The 19,675-nt window shown below is 62.4% G+C and carries 18 protein-coding genes; 7 read left to right on the top strand and 11 right to left on the bottom strand.

What is annotated here, in order from left to right; genetic code table 11:
- Window position 1: 1 nt before the first annotated feature.
- Both FHX10_RS01440 and FHX10_RS01435 read right to left on the bottom strand, forming a co-directional pair.
- Window positions 2-685, bottom strand: coding sequence for a tetratricopeptide repeat protein (locus FHX10_RS01440; protein WP_063474498.1), 684 nt, complete (start codon window positions 683-685; stop codon window positions 2-4).
- Window positions 686-1,000: 315 nt separating this feature from the next.
- Window positions 1,001-1,585, bottom strand: coding sequence for an NnrU family protein (locus tag FHX10_RS01435; protein ID WP_063474497.1), 585 nt, complete (start codon window positions 1,583-1,585; stop codon window positions 1,001-1,003).
- Between the two features lie 392 nt (window positions 1,586-1,977).
- On the opposite strand from FHX10_RS01435, the gene FHX10_RS01430 reads away from it, so the two are divergent.
- Complete coding sequence (locus FHX10_RS01430; RefSeq protein WP_097542064.1) at window positions 1,978-2,967, top strand: polysaccharide deacetylase; 990 nt, start codon at window positions 1,978-1,980, stop codon at window positions 2,965-2,967.
- 210 nt (window positions 2,968-3,177) lie between these two features.
- On the opposite strand, the gene sbmA is transcribed toward FHX10_RS01430, so the two are convergent.
- Both sbmA and FHX10_RS01420 read right to left on the bottom strand, forming a co-directional pair.
- Window positions 3,178-4,443 (bottom strand): peptide antibiotic transporter SbmA, encoded by a 1,266-nt coding sequence (sbmA, locus tag FHX10_RS01425; RefSeq protein ID WP_063474495.1) that lies wholly within the window; start codon window positions 4,441-4,443, stop codon window positions 3,178-3,180.
- 126 nt (window positions 4,444-4,569) lie between these two features.
- Window positions 4,570-5,754, bottom strand: a complete 1,185-nt coding sequence (locus FHX10_RS01420) for a YbfB/YjiJ family MFS transporter (protein WP_174824438.1) — start codon at window positions 5,752-5,754, stop codon at window positions 4,570-4,572.
- A gap of 166 nt (window positions 5,755-5,920) precedes the next feature.
- Here FHX10_RS01420 and FHX10_RS01415 point away from each other — a divergent pair, with 166 nt between their 5' ends.
- Complete coding sequence (locus tag FHX10_RS01415; RefSeq protein WP_047611365.1) at window positions 5,921-6,496, top strand: PadR family transcriptional regulator; 576 nt, start codon at window positions 5,921-5,923, stop codon at window positions 6,494-6,496.
- 227 nt (window positions 6,497-6,723) lie between these two features.
- Here the strand turns inward: FHX10_RS01415 and map are convergent, their stop codons facing one another.
- The 6 genes from map to glpK all read right to left on the bottom strand — a co-directional run bounded on the left by map (window position 6,724) and on the right by glpK (window position 12,686).
- Window positions 6,724-7,482 carry a type I methionyl aminopeptidase gene (gene map / locus FHX10_RS01410; protein WP_047611367.1) on the bottom strand — a complete coding sequence of 253 codons (759 nt, stop codon included), beginning with the start codon at window positions 7,480-7,482 and terminating at the stop codon, window positions 6,724-6,726.
- A gap of 39 nt (window positions 7,483-7,521) precedes the next feature.
- Window positions 7,522-8,583, bottom strand: coding sequence for an LLM class flavin-dependent oxidoreductase (locus FHX10_RS01405; RefSeq protein ID WP_063474692.1), 1,062 nt, complete (start codon window positions 8,581-8,583; stop codon window positions 7,522-7,524).
- Between the two features lie 250 nt (window positions 8,584-8,833).
- Entirely contained in the window at window positions 8,834-9,301 is a 468-nt protein-coding gene (locus FHX10_RS01400) for an SRPBCC family protein (RefSeq protein ID WP_063474494.1), read from the bottom strand.
- A gap of 100 nt (window positions 9,302-9,401) precedes the next feature.
- A complete protein-coding gene (locus FHX10_RS01395; protein ID WP_063474493.1) occupies window positions 9,402-10,661 on the bottom strand; it encodes an RNA polymerase sigma factor in 1,260 nt (419 codons plus the stop codon).
- Complete coding sequence (locus FHX10_RS01390; protein ID WP_011653034.1) at window positions 10,658-11,032, bottom strand: YciI family protein; 375 nt, start codon at window positions 11,030-11,032, stop codon at window positions 10,658-10,660. Before FHX10_RS01390 ends, FHX10_RS01395 begins: the two co-directional genes overlap by 4 nt.
- A gap of 160 nt (window positions 11,033-11,192) precedes the next feature.
- Window positions 11,193-12,686, bottom strand: a complete 1,494-nt coding sequence (glpK, locus tag FHX10_RS01385) for a glycerol kinase GlpK (protein ID WP_063474492.1) — start codon at window positions 12,684-12,686, stop codon at window positions 11,193-11,195.
- Between the two features lie 158 nt (window positions 12,687-12,844).
- Here glpK and FHX10_RS01380 point away from each other — a divergent pair, with 158 nt between their 5' ends.
- The 4 genes from FHX10_RS01380 to xdhC all read left to right on the top strand — a co-directional run bounded on the left by FHX10_RS01380 (window position 12,845) and on the right by xdhC (window position 18,461).
- Complete coding sequence (locus FHX10_RS01380) at window positions 12,845-13,621, top strand: 3-hydroxybutyrate dehydrogenase (RefSeq protein ID WP_063474491.1); 777 nt, start codon at window positions 12,845-12,847, stop codon at window positions 13,619-13,621.
- A 28-nt stretch (window positions 13,622-13,649) separates the two neighbouring features.
- Window positions 13,650-15,116, top strand: coding sequence for a xanthine dehydrogenase small subunit (gene xdhA / locus FHX10_RS01375; RefSeq protein WP_063474490.1), 1,467 nt, complete (start codon window positions 13,650-13,652; stop codon window positions 15,114-15,116).
- Between the two features lie 79 nt (window positions 15,117-15,195).
- A complete protein-coding gene (gene xdhB / locus FHX10_RS01370) occupies window positions 15,196-17,535 on the top strand; it encodes a xanthine dehydrogenase molybdopterin binding subunit (RefSeq protein WP_063474489.1) in 2,340 nt (779 codons plus the stop codon).
- A gap of 107 nt (window positions 17,536-17,642) precedes the next feature.
- Window positions 17,643-18,461 (top strand): xanthine dehydrogenase accessory protein XdhC, encoded by an 819-nt coding sequence (gene xdhC / locus FHX10_RS01365; protein WP_063474488.1) that lies wholly within the window; start codon window positions 17,643-17,645, stop codon window positions 18,459-18,461.
- Here the strand turns inward: xdhC and FHX10_RS01360 are convergent.
- Window positions 18,434-18,625, bottom strand: coding sequence for a hypothetical protein (locus FHX10_RS01360; protein WP_047611388.1), 192 nt, complete (start codon window positions 18,623-18,625; stop codon window positions 18,434-18,436). The two genes, xdhC and FHX10_RS01360, sit on opposite strands and share 28 nt — an antisense overlap.
- Before the next feature lie 101 nt (window positions 18,626-18,726).
- Between FHX10_RS01360 and FHX10_RS01355 the strand changes: the two genes are divergently transcribed.
- Entirely contained in the window at window positions 18,727-19,623 is an 897-nt protein-coding gene (locus FHX10_RS01355; RefSeq protein ID WP_184389040.1) for a LysR substrate-binding domain-containing protein, read from the top strand.
- Window positions 19,624-19,675 lie beyond the last annotated feature (52 nt).

The raw sequence follows: 19,675 nt of genomic DNA, 5'->3' as shown, positions 1-19,675 counted from the left end.
CTCAGCCCTGTGCGGCGGGCGCCTTGCCGGATGCGGTAATGAGATCAAGCATCATATGGGCGCGATTGGCAACATTGCGCGGGCTATCGGTATCATCGACGATCGACTGGAACCACTGGCGCGCCTGCGCCATGTTGCCGGCCTTATAGGAGGCAAGGCCGAGCGCTTCGCGCGCCGAATGCCGGAAGGCGTTGCCCGGCACGGCCATTTCCTCGATCGCAGCCGAAACCTGCTCGTAGCTGCCATTTTCGATGAGCAGCCAGCCGGCGCGCATTCTGGCGGCATCGCGCACGGCGGCAGGAACACCATTGTCCTTGCCGATCTCGTTGAAGGCGGCGATCGCCGCGCTAGCGTCGCCCTTCTGCGCCTGGACCGTCGCGGCCCGCATGCGCGCCAGCACCGGATAGGCGCCGTGGCCTTCCTTCTCAAGCTTGTCGAGCGCGGCCAGCGCCTCGTCGTTCTTATTCTCGTCGGCAAGCTTCATCGCCGCCAGGAACTGGTCGCCGGTGCCGGAGGAGCGGTTGTTGTCCCAATATTCGTAGACGACCTTGCCGGCGGTGCCGACGACGATCAGGATGGCAACGGCAATGATATAGCGGCCGAACCGGCGCCAGACGCCCTTCATCTGGTCAGACCGCAATTCCTCATTGACTTCACGGATGAAGCTGTCGTCGTTGAATGCCATTCTCGTCTCCGGCCGCGGAAATACCCATACACATGCAAAACGCATATTGTCGGCCTTCTACTCCATTTTGCCGCTGTTGTAAGGGGGATGTGAAAGATTAGAGCAATTCCAGGAAAAGTGCGAAGCGGTTTCCCAGGCAAAGCGCGAAGCGCTTTTGCCGGGAATTGCCTAAAACAAAAAATTAGAGCGGTTCTGCGCTTCCATGAAAAGCTGAACCGCCCTATCCCTAACGCGTCCGACAGGACGCTCTAACACTTTGAATCCGCGCATAATCCTTTCCGAAAATCGGAATCGATTTTTGGGGTTATGCGCCGGTCACATCACGAGCGGCGAGACCCCGATCAACCATTCGTGCAGCTTCCAGATGATCAACGCCCAGGCGACGACGCCGATGACGACGGCATAGAGGTCGTATTTGGCCGAGACGAAGGGCCGGACCACAATCTCGCCCGCCCGCTGCCGCCGTTTGAGCGAGATGCGCAGAATGACGCCCCAGGCGAGAAAGGCTGCAAACAGCAGCACCGAGGACGTCTCGCCATTGGCGAGCAGATGCGCCAGCGCCCAGATCTTCACCGACAGCACCATCGGATGTTTGGTCTTCGTCGCGATATGCCCCGCCGGCAGCAGCGAGGCGACGAGACAGATCAGTGCGATCAACATTAGCGTAATCGCGATATGCGCCGTCCAGACCGGCGGATTGTAAAGCATGCCGGTCACCGCGCGCGCCTGCCCGAAACCGTAGATCAACAGGATCAGCGTGGCCAGACTCGCGATCGAATAGGCCGCCCGCCAGCCCGTCTCGCCGAGGCTTGCGATCATCGAACGCCGGAAACCGGGGGCCACCACCCGCACCAGATGCACTCCGAGGAAAAGTATGATGCCGACGATAAGCAATGTCATTGCGAGTCCCTTCCGTGCCGTTTGTCATGGCTTAGAGCCTTTCCTGGTCAGATTGAAGCATTCTGTTGGCTCAAACGGAGTCGGATGGTCGACCGGCCGGCGCGCGTCGTAGCCCAGTTCTACGGCCAAGCCGGCCGGTCGATCAGCCGGCCCGTTTCAGCCAACCCGAAGGGCCGGGCATCTTTCCGCCAGGATCAAAGGCGATCGGCTCGGACGTACCGTGGGGTATGCCCTTCGCCAATCGCCTCTGCCCTGACGAAAACCTGCTCCGGCAGAATGCTTCAAGCTGACCAGGAAAGGCTCTAACGGCTGGCGTAAATAAATGCCAGCGAGACCGCAGCTTCGCCGCATTTCTGTTAGAGGGAAACCGCGAACAAATTGTCGCGGTGTCCATGTCCCGTTTTTTCCTCTCCGCCTGTCTGGCTGCCTCGTTCCTGCTCCCGGCAACCGCCGAGGCGGCCGACCGGCCGAAACAGCTCGTCATCATTTCCTTCGACGGCGCCCACGACAATGCGCTGTGGTTGAAGAGCCGCGAGATGGCCGCGAAGAACGGCGCCCACTTCACCTATTTCCTCTCCTGCACCTTCCTGATGAACGATGCGGCGAAGAAGGCCTATCAGGCGCCGCACCAGAAACGCGGAAAATCCAATGTCGGCTTCGCCCAGAGCGACGACGAGATCCGCGAACGCCTTGGCAATATCTGGCACGCCCATCTTGAAGGCCACGACATATCGAGCCATGCCTGCGGCCACTTCGACGGCCGCCAATGGAGCGAGGCCGACTGGTCGGCCGAATACGCGACCTTTCACGCGACGCTGAAGAATGCCTGGAAGAGCGTCGGCCTCGAGGAGCCGGCCGGCTGGCAGGATCTGGTCGACCACGGCATCAAGGGCTTTCGCGCCCCCTATCTCTCGGCGACAGCGGGCGCCGACATGACCGCCGCAGAAAAGAAGGCGGGTTTCAGCTATGATGCGAGCCTTGTCACCAAGGGCCCGGCCATGCCCGTCGAGGAAGACGACATCATCCGCTTCGGCCTGCCGCTGATCCCCGAAGGCCCGAATGAAAAGCCGATCATCGGCATGGACTACAATCTCTTCGTCCGCCATTCCAAGGGCGAGGAAGACACGGCCGATTCCGCTGAATTCGAGGCGCGCGCCTATGCCGCCTTCAGGGAGGCATTCGACAAGCAGTATGCCGGCGCCCGCATCCCGCTCCAGCTCGGCTTCCACTTCGTCGAAATGAACGGCGGCGCCTACTGGCGCGCCCTCGACCGCCTGGTCAGCGACGTCTGCCACCGGGCTGACGTCGCCTGCATCAGCTATTCGGAAGCGATCCCGATGATCGAGGCGCGCGGGAAGCTGGAGCGGGCGTCGGGTCTCTGACGGCGTGGCACCACATCAGGATTGATGGCACCATCGCCGAGACGGCGTATCATGCCGCCCCTCATCGCCCTACGGGGCATCTCTCCCCAAGGGGAGAAGGAGGAATCGAGACCCTGCGGCAAGTCTCTTCTCCCCAACGGAGGGAAGGTGCCGGCGGGCAGATGAAGAGCCCCACGCGCCGACATTTGGATCACGGACAAGTCCCGTCCATCAACCGTCAGCATGCACGACGCCCGCGTCACGCTCCAGGTAGCGCTGGTCGATATCCGGCAGCGGCTCGTCGTCGATTGCCGCTTCGAAGGCCTTGAGGCGCTTGTGGATGGAGAGCAGCTCGATGATCGTTGTCCAGGAGTTGACGAGATACTGGAACGAGTTGCTGACCTGTCCGAAGGCGGTCGAGATCTGCTGGAAGATCCCGTAGGTGATGGCGCCCGCCACGATCGTCGGCACCAGCATGAAGACCACGAAGAGCGCGTCGGCCTGGATATAGAAATAGCGGGCGACATTGAAATACATGTAATGAAAATACATCCGGTAATAGTTCCTACGAACGTTACCGAAGAGCTCACTGACTGTCAGCGGCTGAGCCCGTTCCGCATGGTCCTCGCCATAGACCAGTTCCTTGCGATAGGCTGCTTCGACGCGCTGGTTGCGGAAGTTCAGGCCCGGCAGCTTGACACCGGCGACCGCCAGCAGAACCGTGCCGAACGCCGACCAGAAGAGCGCCAGCCAGAAGAGTGAATTCGCCACCGGGCCGACGAATGGCAGTTCCGTCACATAATGCGATAGCGCCAGAAGGATCGGCAGGAATACCACGAGCGTCATCACCGAGTTGATGAGGCTGATACCAAGACCTTCGAGCGTGCTCGAAAAGCGCATCGTGTCTTCCTGAACGCGCTGTGAGGCACCTTCGATGTGACGCAGCTTTTCCCACTTCGACATATAGAAATTGTTCATCGCTGTTCGCCAGCGGAAGATGTAGTGGCTGGTGAAGAAGTCGGTCATGATCGACACGAACATGCTGAGAAATGCGATCTGACAAAAGATCCACATCAGGCTGTAGAAATTGTCGACGGAAATGCCCGGCTGCTTCGACAATGCGTTCTGCAGAAGATCGCCGAACGGCCGGCGCCAGTTGTTGATCACCACGGTGATCTGAACGCCGAAATAGGTCACGAAGATGATCAGTGCCGAACCCCAGATCGACCACAGTTTCCAGGGGTGGCGCAGCGCCTTCAGATGCCATGCGCCGCAGAAGATCACTGCCGAAAGGAAGAAATAGCTGTAAAACCAGACGTTTTCTGGGAGCAGGAAAAACGAAAGGTCGATCGGCTGCTGTTCCTCGGCAACCGGTGCGAAGCCCAGCGATGCGCCGAGACCGGCAGCGAAGAGATACCAGCCGGCAATGGAAATCAGGGTCCAAACGACGAGTGAAGTAAAGAACGCCTTTGGCTGTGGAAAAAAGGAATGAAACACGGGAGGGCTTTGCTTTCCTGAACTGTGAGTCTCGGGAGTGTCGTGGAACACGGATTGTGCCGGAAACTAAGGCAGTTCCAAGGAAGCAGCAATGGGTTCGGCCCATTGTTACGGAGATGTAACCGGTTAAGCGATTTTCCTGATCACCGGCATGACAAGCGCTGCGCAGGCGACGAGCGCGATGGCGGCAATCACCGTCGGGACGGTGAAACTGCCGCTGCGCTCGGCAATCCAGCCGGCAACAACAGGCCCGACGATCTGGCCGACGCCGAAGGCGGCCGTCATCATCGCCAGGATCCGCCGCGGGCTCTGAGGCGAAAGCTTGCGGCCGATCTGCAGCCCGTAAGCCGTGATCGCCAGGAAGGTCGCCCCAAACAGCGCCCCGCCGATCAGCGGTGCGACGGCAGGCGGCAGCGCCACGGTCGCGGCCACGCCCGCGGCCTCGACCAGAAGGGCCGCGACATAGACGCCGCCAAGCCCCAGCGATCTGACCAGTGGCTTCCAGGCAAACAGCGCGACCGCCGCCGTCAGGCCGGCGATGAACCAGCAGAGGAATTCGACGAAGGGCCCGGTTGCAGAAAGGCGCGCGATGGTGACGAGGAAGGTCGCGGTGATGACGTAGCCGAAACCGAACAGGCCGTAGGAGAGCGTCAGCAGCACCATCGGCTGGTTCCAGACCAGCGCCGGTTCCCTGCCCGCCTGCGCCGATTGCGCCGGCGCCGCCGGCAGCAGCAGGAAAACGACGACGAGGCTTGCCGCGCAATAGAGCGCCCCGCCGATCCAGTCGGCCCGCCAGCCGCCCGACCCATCGTGAAAGCCGAGGCCGATCAGAAACACCATGACTGAGGACAGCGCGATACCCACTCCCGGCCCACCAAAATGCGCCGCCTGCACGTGGTCATTGCCGGCAGCAGCTCCGTGACTGAGCACGATCGACGAGGTGAAGACCAGCGCAAAAGCGCTGGCGAGGCCGGCCAGGAAGCGGATGACAGAGAAGATCGCGACGGAATCGGTGGCAGCCATGGCGGCAAGCAGGATCGCCGTTGCCAGCAGCGACAGCAGCGCAACCAGCCGCTCCCGACCCGCCGCCCAGCCATAGGCGGCAAGCACTGCGCCGACGAGATAACCGACGAAATTCGCCGACGCAATGAAGCCGGCATCCGCGGCCGAAAGCGGCACGCCGCTGATCATGCCCGGCAGGATGGGAGTATAGGAGAAGCGCCCGAAGCCCATGGCGGCCGCCATCGCAACGGCGCCGGCAGCGGCAGTGGAGACAAGGTTCGGCCGGGAGTGACGGGTGCGCTCGAGCATGCAGCGCTTATCGCGCCGCAACATCCGCACCACAATCAAGTAATTCTGATCGATCGATCAATTTCCCCGAACGTCAAAAATTCTCGGCCGCACTTGAAAGCAGTTATCGTAAGATATATGTTTTACGACATAGCTAACGATACATCCAACGATGAAAGGAAGGGCAATGAGAGGTTTTAAAGGCGGCATGTTCGGCGGAGATTTCCGCATGGGCCGCAAATTCGCGGCGGGCGATCTGCAGCTCGTCATCCTGGCACTGCTCGCTGAGCAGCCGCGCCACGGCTACGAATTGATAAAGATATTGGAAGAACGTTCGGGCGGCTTCTATGTGCCGAGCCCAGGCGTCATCTATCCCGCACTCACCTATCTCGAGGAAACTGGCCTTGCCGAGGTGGAGGCTGAGGGCGCCAAGAAGCTCTACCGCATCACCGAGGCCGGCCGCAGCCGCGTCGAGGAAAACCGCGCCATGATCCTGCATACCTTCGCCAAGCTGGAACGCATCGGCGAGAAGATGGCCCATGTGAAGCGCGTCTTCGAAACCGATCGTCACGGCGCCGACGAGGGCGATGACGGCGATTTCATGCAGGATGGCGGCGATATTCGCGCCGCCCGCATGCTGCTGCGCTCAGCCCTGCGCATGCGCTATCCCTGGTCGAAACCCGAAGCCGCCCGCATCGCCGGCATATTGGAACGTGCCGCCACCGAAATTCTGCAGGGCGGCAGGCCGGAAACGCGGGGGTGAAGACGGGGTTGGCGCCGACGTGCGTCGGGTTCGAGGACGCCGCGCCCCCCAAGAGAGCCTCTCATCCTGGTGCGCCCCGCAGGGGCCTCGAAGGGCGAGGCGGGTGTACTGACGCCGGATGAATGCAAGAAGCGACAAGCAAGTATGATCCTTCGAGGCTCCGCCCTACAGGCTGCGCACCTCAGCAACGGCAACCTACAAGGATGAGGAACGTTGGCGAGCTGCCCCTACCCCCGCGCATCCGGCAAGGTCAAAACCACCGGGCCGTTGCGAGTCGCCACCACCGTGTGCTCATATTGCACGGTCGGCGCCTTGGGATCGGCATAGAGTGTCCAGGCATCGTCGCCGCCCTCGGCCCATGTCGCGCCGAGCGAAAGGAACGGCTCGACGGTGAAGACGAGGCCTTCCGTCATCATCCGCTTTTCCGAAGGGTCCGGCCAGGTCGATAGCTCGGCCGGCTCCTCGTGCAGCGATCGCCCGACCCCGTGGCTCGCCAGATTGGCGACCAGCGTATAGCGGTTCTTCTGCGCAAAGGCGCCGACTGCGGTGCCGATCTTGGCCAGCGGTTCGCCCGATTTCACCTGGTTGAGCCCGACCCAAAGCGCTCGCTTGCCGTCGCGGCAAAGCCGTTCGATCTTCGGCTTGACCGGCGGCATCGCGAAGGAGGCGCCGGTATCGGCGAAGAAACCGTCCTTCTCCGCCGAAACGTCGATATTGATGAGATCGCCGGCGCGGATGACGCGCGGGCCGGGAATGCCGTGGGCGATTTCCTCATTGATGCTGATGCAGGTAGCACCCGGAAACTGGTAGCAGAACTCCGGCGCCGAGCGCGCACCTGAATCCTCGAGCACCTTGCGGCCGATCCCGTCGAGCTCCAGCGTCGTCATGCCGGGCTCCATCGCTGCCGCCATCACCTGGATGGCGTTGGCGCAGATGCGGCCGATCTCCTTGAGCTTTGTCAGTTCGTCGTCGTTTGCGATAACCATTCGTCTGTCCCGGCCGTGCGCAGGGCGGCCGCGGCCACCTCAAGCTGAGGCTTTCGCCCCTTCACCCTTTTCAGTCAATGCCTTTCTGACGATCGGCGCGACTTTCGTCCCGTACAGTTCAATACCACGCATGATCTGATCATGCGGCATCAGGCCGATCGCCATCTGCAGCAGGAAGCGGTCGTTCCTGAAAAGCGCGTGATGGGCGATGATCTTTTCGGCGACCGCCTCGGGATCGCCAACGAAGAGCGCGCCGTTCGGCCCGCGCGACATATCGAAATGCGCCCGGTTCGTCGGCCCCCAGCCGCGCTCGCGGCCGATGCGGTTCATCACTTCGGCCTGCGGCCCGTAAAACTGGTCGGCGGCGGCCTCCGTCGTATCGGCGATAAAGCCATGGACATTGATGCTGGTCTTCAGCTTCGCCTGGTCCTGCCCTGCCCGGCGCGCAGCCTCGCGGTAGAGATCGAAGAGCGGCGCGAAACGGCGTGGCTCACCACCGATGATCGCCAGCGCCACCGGCAGCCCGAGCGCCCCGGCGCGCGCCACCGACTGCGGCGTGCCGCCGACGGCGACCCAGAGCGGCAGCGGATCCTGCAGCGGCCTGGGATAGACGCCGCGCCCGTTGATCGGCGCGCGAAGCTCGCCCTTCCACTCCACAACCTCGCTGTCGCGCAGCGCCAGCAGCAGATCGAGCTTCTCCTCGAAAAGCTGGTCGTAGTCTTCGAGATTATAGCCGAATAGCGGGAAGGACTCGATGAAGGAGCCACGCCCGGCCATGATCTCTGCCCGGCCGTTGGAGAGCAGGTCGAGCGTCGAAAACTGCTGGAAGACGCGCACCGGATCGTCGGAGGAGAGCACGGTGACCGCACTGGTCAGCCGGATGTTCTTGGTTTTGACCGCGGCCGCGGCCAATACGACAGCAGGAGCGGATGCCGCATAGTCCGGCCGATGATGCTCGCCGAGCCCAAAGACATCGAGCCCCACCTGGTCGGCGAGCTCGATTTCCTCGATCAGGTTCTTCAGCCGCTCCGCCCCTTCGACACCTCTGCTGCCGGCAGGGCTCGGATTGACGTCGGCAAATGTGTAAAGCCCCAGTTCCATCATCGGCATCCTATTGAATTCCCGGCTGAGATAAGGATGGCTGGGATGGAGCGCAAATACAAATTGTGGAACGGAATGTTCGAGAATTTCGATGGCGGCATGATGTGTTTGGTGATCAGGCAGAGCGATCGATTAATTCGAATCTGAATTCAACCACTTCGAAGCGCCGGCGGATTCATCTTTCGAACCGCCTTAGATCGTACTTGAAGCGGCTGGACGGCGCACCCTCGCCGCGCCGTCCAGCCGCCGCTCACATCTTCGCCAGCAGCTCCGCCAGCTGATCGGCAGCCTTGCCCCACCCTTCGTGGAAGCCCATCTTCTCATGCGCTTCCTTGTCCTCGGCGCGCCAGTGCAGCGCCTTGGCCGTATATCTGGTGCGACCGTTGCCCAGATCTTCGAGCAGGATGACACCTGTAAAGAAAGGTTTCTCGGATGGTACCCAGGCGCTGGTATAGGCATCTGTGAAGACGATCTTCTCATTCTCGATGATCTCGAGATAGACGCCGCGGTTCGGATACTGATTGCCCTCGGGATCATGCATGACGACGAGACTGGAACCGCCGGGGCGGACGTCGAGCGTTGCGTCCGCCACACCCCAGGGACGCGGCACAAACCACTGCTTCAGCAGATCGGGATTGGTCCATGCCTTGTAGATCTTCTCGCGTGGCGCGTCGAATTCGCGCACGAGGACGAGTTCATGTTGCGTGCTGGCGGTCATTGCGACATCTCTCCATTTGAATGAAACCTGTCTCCTGTCAGGTTGTTACAAGGACGTGTCGACGTTCGCCGTTCCGACAGCGTACCGGCCTTTTCGGATTTTATTTTGCGATCGGCTGCGTGGCCTCTTCCTGCATCTTGTCGATCTGCCTGCGGATATGGGCGGCCTCGGCGGCCGAGTGGGCCAGGGCAATGGCGCGCTCGAAGGCTTCGCGCGCCTGGCTGGTCAGGCCAAGCTGCTTCAGCAGCCCGCCCCGTAAGCCGTGGTAGTAAAAATAGCCGCCGAGTTTTTCGCCAAGCGGATCGATGAGATCGAGCGCATCCTGTGCACCTTGGAGCTTGGAGACGACGACGGCCCGGTTGAGCGTTATTACAGGCGACGGCTGAAGGCGCTCCAGCGCGCGGTAGAGCAGGTCGATCTCCACCCAGTCGGTATCCCCAGCGCGTTTTGCCCGGGAGTGAACGGCGGCGATGGCTGCCTGCAACTGATAGGGGCCGGGCCGACGATGGCGCAGCGCCTTGTCGAGCAGCGCTAAGGCCTCGTTGATGAAGGGCTGGTTCCAGAGCGACCGGTCCTGATCCTCGAGCAGCACGATCTCGTCCTCGGCGCTGAAGCGCGCCGGCCGGCGCGAGATCTGCAGGAGCATGAGCGCAAGCAGCCCCATCAGCTCCGGTTCCGACGGGAAGATATGCAGCATCAACCGAGCCAGCCGGATCGCCTCGTCGCTGAAGGCAGCCGCCTCATGCCGGGGATCGGCCTGGCTGTAGCCCTCGTTGAAGATCAGATAGATCATCGTGCTGACGATCGAGAGCCGTTCGGCCCTTTCCTCAGGGCTCGGCGTTTCGAAAGGCACCCCTGCCTTGGCGACGCGCGCCTTGGCCCGGGTGATGCGCTGCTCCATGGCGCTTTCGGACACCAGGAAGGCACGCGCGATCTGCGGCACCGAAAGGCCGGAGACGATGCGCAGCGCCAGGGCGATCTGTTGGGTCGCCGGCAGGTCCGGGTGGCAGCAGATGAAGAGAAGCCGCAGAATATCGTCGCGATAATGGGAATCATCGAGCCGCTCGACAATATCGCTTTCGGCATCCTCGGTATCGGAGATGACGTCCTCATCCGGCAGAGCCTGGGTCTTCGCCCGCTTGCGCACAGCATCGATGCCGCTGTTTCGACCGACGAAGATCAGCCAGGCTGTGGGGTCACGTGGCGGCCCTTTCTCCGGCCATGTCCGGATCGCCCTCAGGCACGCCTCCTGAAACGCCTCTTCCGCGATATCGAGATTGCGGAAATAGCGCAGCAGCGCGCCGAGCGCCTTCGGGCGGGCCGATGCAAGCGCGAGGTCGATCCAGGCAATGTCTGTCATGATGAAGCATCTCCGGGCCTGAAGACGTAGAAAGGCCGAATTTCGTAAGAGGTGGAACCTGGATTGACGGATGAAAGCTGCTTCGAGAAGGCGATCGCCTCGTCGAGCGTTTCGAAGTCGACCACATAGAAGCCGAGAAGCGCCTCCTTCGTTTCCGCAAAGGGCCCGTCGATGACCAAGGGTTCGTCCTTGCCCTTGCGCACGGTGGTCGCAGCGGTCGTCGGCATCAACCGGCCGACGGGGCCGAGTTTGCCGGATGCGGCAAGCGGCTCCTGCACGGCATAGAGTTTCTCCATGACGGCAGCTTCCTCCTCCTTGCTCCAGGCAAAGACGGTTTCCTCATGGGCGTAACAAAGGATTGCATAAAGCATCGCTCACTCCTCTTTCCGAATGACGAAGGAGTACCGCCTTGACCGACAGCGCGCATCAAAAAATTATGGGCGGAGATTCGTGATCTCCGGAGCACGGGCGGCGCCGTAGCTGAAGAATAGCGGTGCATCTCCTGGGACGAACGGAACTACATCCCGCTGATCACCCCTCGCTCAAGGTCCGCTTGACCGCGTTCTTCCAGCCCTTGAGCTTTGCCGCCCGCAGCTTCTCATCCATATCGGGCTCGAACCGCCGATCCCGCTTCCACCTCGCCGAAAAACCGTCCTTGTCCGGCCACACCCCTGCCCGGCTGCCGGCGAGCCAGGCGGCCCCCAGCGCCGTCGTCTCGAGAATGACCGGGCGGTCGACCGGGGCATCGAGCAGGTCGGCAAGGCGCTGCATCGTCCAGGTTGAAGCGACCATGCCGCCGTCGACGCGCAGCACCGTGTCTTCCGTGCCGTTCTTCCAGTCCTTTTGCATGGCGTCGAGCAGGTCACGGGTCTGGTAGCAGACGGCTTCCAGTGCCGCCCGGGAGAGCTCCGCCGGACCGCTGTTGCGCGTCAGCCCGAAAATTGCACCGCGCGCCTTGGCATCCCAGTGCGGCGCGCCGAGGCCGGTGAAGGCGGGCACGAGATAGACTTCCTGTGTCGGATCGGCCTTTTCGGCCAGCGCGTTGGTTTCGGCGGCGCTGTCGATGATGCCGAGCCCGTCCCGCAGCCATTGCACGGCGGCACCCGCGATAAAGATCGAACCCTCCAGCGCATAGGTCGTCTCGCCGTTCAGGCGATAGGCGATGGTGGTCAGCAGCCGGTTTCTGGAACGCACCATATCGGCGCCGGTGTTGAGCAGTGCGAAACAGCCGGTGCCGTAAGTCGATTTCATCATGCCCGGCGCAAAACACGCCTGGCCGATGGTCGCCGCCTGCTGGTCACCGGCAACACCGAGAATCGGGATCGCTGCACCGAAGATGTCGGGATTGACCGTGCCGAAATCGGCGGCGCAATCCTTGACCTCCGGCAGCATGGCGGCCGGCACCCTCAGAATGTCGAGCAGATCCTCGTCCCACGCATTTTCGGCAATATTGTACATCAGCGTGCGCGAGGCATTGGTGGCATCGGTGACGAAGCTCTTGCCACCCGTCAGCCGCCAGATCAGGAAAGTGTCGATCGTGCCGAAGCAGAGATCGCCCCTGGCGGCGCGTGCCCGCGCGCCCTTTACGTTAGCCAGCATCCAGGAAAGCTTCGTGCCGGAAAAATAGGGATCGAGGATCAGGCCGGTCTTCTTGGTGAACAGCCGCTCCAGATCCTGCCTTTTCAGATTGTCGCAATAGCTTGCCGTGCGCCGGTCCTGCCAGACGATGGCATTCTGGATCGGTCGCCCTGTTTCGCGCTCCCAGACGACGACGGTCTCGCGCTGGTTGGTGATGCCGAGTGCTGCGAGATCCTTGGCCTCGATCCCGGCGTCGCGCAACGCCATGTGGACGGTGGAGACGACCGAATCCCAGATTTCCTCGGGATCATGCTCGACCCAGCCGGAACGCGGATAGATCTGGGTGAATTCCTTCTGGCCCTTGCCGGCGATACGCATATCGCCGTCAAAGACGATCGCCCGCGTCGATGTCGTTCCCTGATCGATCGCCAGAACATATCCGCTCATGAAAACCCTCCCTCAACATGTCAATTGTCGAGGCAAATCAATAGGACACGGATGCGGGCGAGAAAAGCGAATAAAGCGGAATTGCCAGCCCGACGGCTTTGGGCATAACCTCGCAAATAACGCTGCAACGCAGCATCGCGATTTCAGGAGTGAAAAGCATGAGCAGAACAGTCGTCGTCACCGGCTCCACCAGCGGCATCGGCCTTGCGATCGCCACGGCCTTCGCCGAAATGGGCGACAACGTCGTCATCAACGGCTTCGGAAAGGCCGATGAAATCAAGGCGATCGTCGAGCGGCTTGAATCATTGTCCAAAGGCCGGGCGATCTATCATCCGGCCGACATGACGAAGCCCGCCGAGATCGCCGACCTGATCGAAACGGCTGACAAGACCTTCGACACCGTCGACGTCCTGGTCAACAATGCCGGCATCCAGCATGTCGAGAAGATCGAGGATTTCCCGGTCGAAAAATGGGATCAGATCATCGCGATCAATCTGTCGAGCTCCTTTCATACCATGCGCGCCGCGATCCCGCTGATGAAGGCCAGGAAGTACGGCCGCATCATCAACATCGCCTCGGCCCACGGGCTCGTCGCCTCCCCCTTCAAATCCGCCTATGTCGCGGCAAAACATGGTATATTAGGCCTGACGAAGACGGCAGCACTTGAACTTGCCGAATTCGGCGTGACCGTAAACGCCATCTGCCCCGGCTATGTGCTGACACCGCTCGTCGAGAAGCAGATCCCGGATACCGCCAAAGCCCGCGGCATGACCGAGGAGCAGGTGAAGAGCGAAGTCATCCTCAAGGCGCAGCCGACGCGTGAATTCGTCAAGGCCGAGGAAATCGGTGCACTGTCGCTCTACCTCGCCAGCGACGCGGCCCGCCAGGTGACCGGAACGCATATCTCGATTGACGGTGGCTGGACGGCGGCTTAACCATTTGGAAAAAATAACCGGGAATATCATGAACGACAGCATCCGCTTCATCCTGAATGGCGAGGACATCACGCTCACCGATGTCAGGCCGACCGAGACGCTTCTCGATTTTCTGCGGTTGAAGCGACGGCTGACAGGCACCAAGGAAGGATGTGCGGAAGGCGATTGCGGCGCCTGCACCGTGCTCGTCGGGCGGCTTGCCGACGGTAAGCTCGCCTATGAATCCGTCAATGCCTGCATCCGTTTCATCGGTTCACTGCACGCCACCCATGTGGTGACGGTCGAGCATCTCGCCGGCAGGGACGGCGCGCTGCATCCGGTGCAACAGGCATTGGTCGATTGTCACGGCTCGCAATGCGGCTTCTGTACCCCGGGCTTCGTCATGTCGCTCTATGGCCTGTGGCTGACCAGGGAAAACCCCAGCCGCTACGAGATCGAAAAGGCGCTGCAAGGCAACCTCTGTCGTTGCACCGGCTATGAGCCGATCGTCAAGGCTGCCGAGCAGGTGAGCCTGATGCGGCCAAGCACCCTCTTCGATCCGCTGGAACGGACGCGATCCGAAATCGTCGCCCGGCTCTGGGCGATGCAGGCGAGCGGCACGATCCGGATTGCCAATGGCGACGACCGGCTGATCGTGCCGGCTTCGGTCCAGGCGCTCGCCGAAGTCCTCTCGCAGGAGCCTGATGCGATTATCGTCGCCGGCGCGACGGATGTCGGCCTCTGGGTGACGAAGCAGATGCGCAGGCTGAGCCCGGTGGTTTTCATCAGCCACCTCAGCGAATTGCAGTCGGTTGGGGAAGGCGAGGATGGCATCACCATCGGCGCCGGCGTCAGTTACACCAAGGCTTTCGAGGCGATCTCCAAGAAAATCCCCGCGCTCGGGCGGCTGATCGACCGCATCGGCGGCGAGCAGGTGCGCAATATGGGCACGATCGGCGGCAATATCGCAAACGGTTCGCCGATCGGCGATAGCCCACCGCCGCTGATCGCGCTCGGCGCGACGCTGACGCTGCGGTCCCTGCAAGGCCAGCGCAGAATGCCGCTCGAGGATTTCTTCATCGCCTATGGCAAGCAGGACCGGAAACCCGGCGAATTCGTGGAAAGCGTTTTTGTGCCCTATCCGGCAGCAACCAGCCGCTTTGCCGCCTACAAGATCACCAAGCGTCGCGACGAGGACATCACCGCCGTGCTCGGCGCCTTCCTGCTGACGCTCGACGATGCCGAGATGATCACCGATATCCGCATCGCCTACGGCGGCATGGCGGCAACGCCGAAACGCGCCCGCACGGTGGAGGCCGAACTGATCGGCAAACCATGGACGGAAGCGACGATCGAGGCGGCCCGTCCCGCCTTCGACGCCGATTACCAGCCGCTGACCGACTGGCGCGCCTCGGCGGAATACCGCCAGCTGACGGCAAAGAACCTGCTGACGCGGTTCTACCTCGAGACCGTCGGCGCGCCGGCGGAACTGAAGCGGTTCGAGGAGGTGGCGTGATGGAAAGATTGACCGTCGGCGCTGAGCCGCGAGCGCCCGGAGCATCGGCTGCGGGCAATCTCTCGACAGGGAGGCGCTAATGGACAAGTCCACCTTCGACGACCGCAAGGTTATCATATCAGGCCCGATGCACGGCGCGCTGCGGCATGATTCCGCGCATAAGCACGTCACTGGAACCGCCGATTATATCGACGACATTCCGGAACCCGCAGGCCTGCTGCACGGCGCCCTCGGCCTCTCCGACCGGGCGCATGCCGAAATCGCCGGCATCGACCTTTCCGCCGTCGCCGCCTATCCCGGCGTCGTATGGGTCTTCACCGGCAAGGACGTGCCCGGCGTCAACGACGTCAGCTCGAACGGCAGCCATGACGAGCCGCTGCTGGCCGAAACTTTAGTTCAGTTCCACGGCCAGCCGATCTTTGCCGTCATCGCCGAAACGCGCGACGCTGCCCGCCGCGCCGCGCGGCTGGCAAAGATCGACTATCGCGACCTGCAGCACTGGAGCGATATCGATGGTGCGCTCGCCAATGGCAGCCCGCTGGTCATCACCCCGATGACGCTCAGGCGCGGCGAGCCGGAAACGGAAATGACCAATGCCGCCATGCGTCTGAAAGGTCAGATGCGCATCGGCGGACAGGAGCATTTTTACCTCGAAGGCCATATCGCCGTAGCGATCCCCGGCGAGGACGACGAGGTCACCGTCTGGTCCTCGACGCAGCATCCGAGTGAGATCCAGCACATCGTCGGCCATGTGCTCGATATCCCGTCCAACGCCGTGACCGTTAATGTGCGCCGCATGGGCGGCGGCTTCGGCGGCAAGGAGACGCAGGGCAATCAGTTCGCAGCACTCGCCGCCATCGCCGCCAAGAAGCTCGGCCGCGCGGTCAAGTTCCGCCCGGACCGCGACGAGGACATGAGCGCCACCGGCAAGCGCCACGATTTCCTCGTCGATTACGAACTCGGCTTCGACGCCGAAGGTCGCATCCACGCGGTCGACGCGACCTATGCGGCCCGCTGCGGCTTCTCCTCCGACCTCTCCGGACCGGTGACCGACCGCGCCCTCTTCCATGCTGATTCCAGCTACTTCTACCCCCATGTGCATCTGGTCTCGAAACCGCTGAAAACGCACACCGTTTCCAACACCGCCTTCCGCGGTTTCGGCGGGCCGCAGGGCATGCTCGGCGCCGAGCGCTTCATCGAGGAGATCGCCTATGCCCTCGGCAAGGATCCTCTCGACGTCCGCAAGCGGAATTTTTACGGCCAGCCGGGCTCCGGGCGCACGCTCACCCCTTACCATCAGGAGGTCGAGGACAATGTCATCGCCCGCGTCGTCGAGGAGCTGGAAGAGACCGCCGGATACCAGGCGCGGCGCAACGCCATCATCGCCTTCAACCGCGACAGCCGCTATATCAGAAAGGGCATCGCGCTGACGCCGGTCAAATTCGGCATCTCCTTCACCATGACCGCCTTCAACCAGGCCGGCGCCCTCGTCCACATCTATCAGGACGGCTCGATCCATCTGAATCATGGCGGCACCGAAATGGGCCAGGGCCTCTACACCAAGGTGGCGCAGGTGCTGGCCGACAGCTTCCAGGTCGATATCGACAGGGTGAAGATCACCGCGACGACAACGGCCAAGGTGCCGAACACCTCGGCGACGGCGGCCTCCTCCGGCTCGGATTTGAACGGCATGGCAGCCTTCGACGCCGCCCGCCAGATCAAGGAACGGCTGGTGGCGTTTGCTGCCGAAAAATGGGATGTGGCGCCTTCCGACATCGTCTTCCTGCCGAACCGGGTGCGCGCCGGCGAGATCGAGATTCCCTTTCCCGATTTCATCAAGCAGGCCTATTTCGCCCGCGTCCAGCTTTCCGCCGCCGGCTTCTACAAGACGCCGAAGATCCACTGGGACCGCAAGGCCGGCCGCGGCACGCCCTTCTATTATTTCGCCTACGGCGCCTCCTGCACCGAGGTGTCGATCGACACGCTGACGGGCGAATATCTGATCGACCGTACCGACATCCTCCACGATGTCGGTCGCTCGCTGAATCCGGCGATCGATATGGGCCAGGTCGAAGGCGCCTTCGTGCAGGGCCTGGGCTGGCTGACGACGGAAGAACTCTGGTGGGACGACAAGGGCCGGCTGCGCACTCACGCCCCCTCGACCTACAAGATTCCGCTCGCCTCCGACCGTCCAAAGATCTTCAACGTGCGCCTCGCCGAATGGTCGGAGAACGCTGAGGCCACCATCGGTCGCTCCAAGGCGGTCGGCGAACCACCCTTCATGCTGGCGATCTCGGTGCTGGAGGCACTGTCGATGGCGGTGGCGAGTGTGGCCAACTACAAGGTCTGCCCGAGGCTGGATGCGCCGGCGACGCCCGAGCGGGTACTGATGGCAGTCGAGCGGATGAAGCGGGTGTAGGAGATGCGAATGCGTCCCGCTTGTTTATTGGCCTCGGCGGCTGATCGGGGCGGGCAGAGAGACTGGAACCGCCGTGAGACACCCACGAACCTACCGGTCATTCACCCATGACCGCCATCCGCCGCTTCCTCGCCGCCCACCCGGACAGCATCCTCATCGACATCACCGGCACACAAGGTTCGACCCCGCGTGAGGTGGGCGCTTTCATGCTGGTCTCGCAAACCGCCTTATGGGGCACGATCGGCGGCGGCCGGTTCGAGTTCATGGCGATCGGCAATGCGCGAGACATGCTGGCGGGAACCGGCGGGATGGCGGAGATGGATATCCCGCTCGGGCCCGACATCGGCCAATGCTGCGGCGGGCGCACGCAATTGCGGTTTCGCCGGGTGACACAGGCGGTTGCCGAAGAAATCGAAGTCAGGCTTGCCGGCGAGACCGAGCGTCTGCCGGAGGTCTATCTCTTCGGCGCCGGTCATGTCGGTCGGGCGCTGGCCGCGGCCTTGGCGCCGTTGCCGCTGTCAATCACGGTCGTCGAGACGCGGCAGGAAGAAATCACCAGCCTGCCTCCCGAAACGAAGACGCGGCTCGTGCCGATGCCGGAAGCGCTGGTGAAGGATGTTGCGGCCGGCGGCGCGCTGGTCATCCTGACGCACGACCATGCGCTGGATTTCCTCATCGCCCGCGAGGCGCTGGAACGGACCGACCTCGCCTATATCGGCATGATCGGCTCGGCGACGAAGCGCGCCACGTTCGTAAGCTGGCTTTCCCGCGAGGGCGGCGGAGAACGTGGCTGGACAGAACGCCTGACGCTGCCGATCGGCGGCTCGGCGGTCAGGGACAAGCGCCCTGAGGTGATCGCCGCCATGACCGCCGCCGAAATCCTGACGGCGCTTGCGGTCTACCGCATGCGTTCGTCCTCGCAGTAGGGATCGCGCCCGTCGAGGAAACCGAGATCACGCTTGACGCGATCCGGCGCCGTGTCGAGATCGAGGCTGGGCATGCGCCAGATCCGCGCCAGCTGGCCGCCGATGCGCCGGAAAATTCCGATGGTCGGCTGCGGCGGGCTTTGTTCGATAGCATAGCAATCCATGACATCACCTCAATAGTTTGATGGTATGAGTTGCAGTTTGCAGCTAAAAATGCTGCAATTCCAATCGAACGACCGTCTGCATGCATCAAGAGAACTTATCCATGAAACTTTCCAAGCAATTTCCACTGAATGCGCTGCGCGTCTTCGAGACCGCTGCCCGGCTCGGAAGTTTCACCAAGGCAGGCGACGAACTCGGTATGACGCAGACGGCCGTTAGCTACCAGATCAAGCTGTTGGAGGAGAATGTCGGCGAGCCGCTCTTCCTGCGCCGTCCCCGCCAGATCGCGCTGACGGAGACCGGCGAGCGACTGGCGCCGAAGGTAACCGAAGCCTTTGCCATGCTGCGCGACGCGATGGCGACGGCCCGCGACAGCGTCGAAGGCACGCTCGCCATCAGCTCGACCCATACCTTCGCCTCGAAATGGCTGGCGCCGCGCCTCGGCTCTTTCCACTTGAAGCATCCGGCGATCGCGGTGCGCTTTCAGGCAAGCTCTGACATCATCGATTTCACCCGCGAGCAGATCGATGTCGGCATCCGCTGGGGCGACGGCAACTGGCCGGGGCTGACACTGCACCGGCTGATGGGGCTGGAGTTCACGCCGATGCTGAGCCCGAAGCTGGCGGAAGCGGCCGGCGGCATCAAGGAGCCGCGCGATCTCCTGAAGCTCGATCTCTTCGACGCCGGCGATATCTGGTGGAAACAATGGTTCGAGGCAGCCGGCGTCACGGAGACGGATCTCGATCGGCGCCCGCGCAACCAGCTTGGCTCCCAGGCCGTGGAAGCCGATGCGGCCATCGCCGGCCATGGCGTCGCCATCCTCCATCCGGCCTTCTATGAGGCCGAGATCACGCTCGGCCGGCTCTACCAGCCCTTCGAACTGACCCGCAGCGACGGCAAGGCCTACTGGCTCGCCTACCCCGAAAACCGTCGCAACGTGCCGAAGATCAAGGCCTTCCGCAACTGGATCCTCGAGGAGATGAAGGCAGCCGGAAATTGATGCACGCCGCCTGAATTGTGCGGTGATTTTCTGACGACGCCATGCCGGACCC

Source organism: Rhizobium sp. BK591, assembly GCF_014195045.1.
Classification (GTDB): Bacteria; Pseudomonadota; Alphaproteobacteria; order Rhizobiales; family Rhizobiaceae; genus Rhizobium; species Rhizobium anhuiense.
The sequence above is the reverse complement of the archived record's forward strand: the minus strand, read 5'-3'. Positions and strand labels throughout refer to the sequence as shown.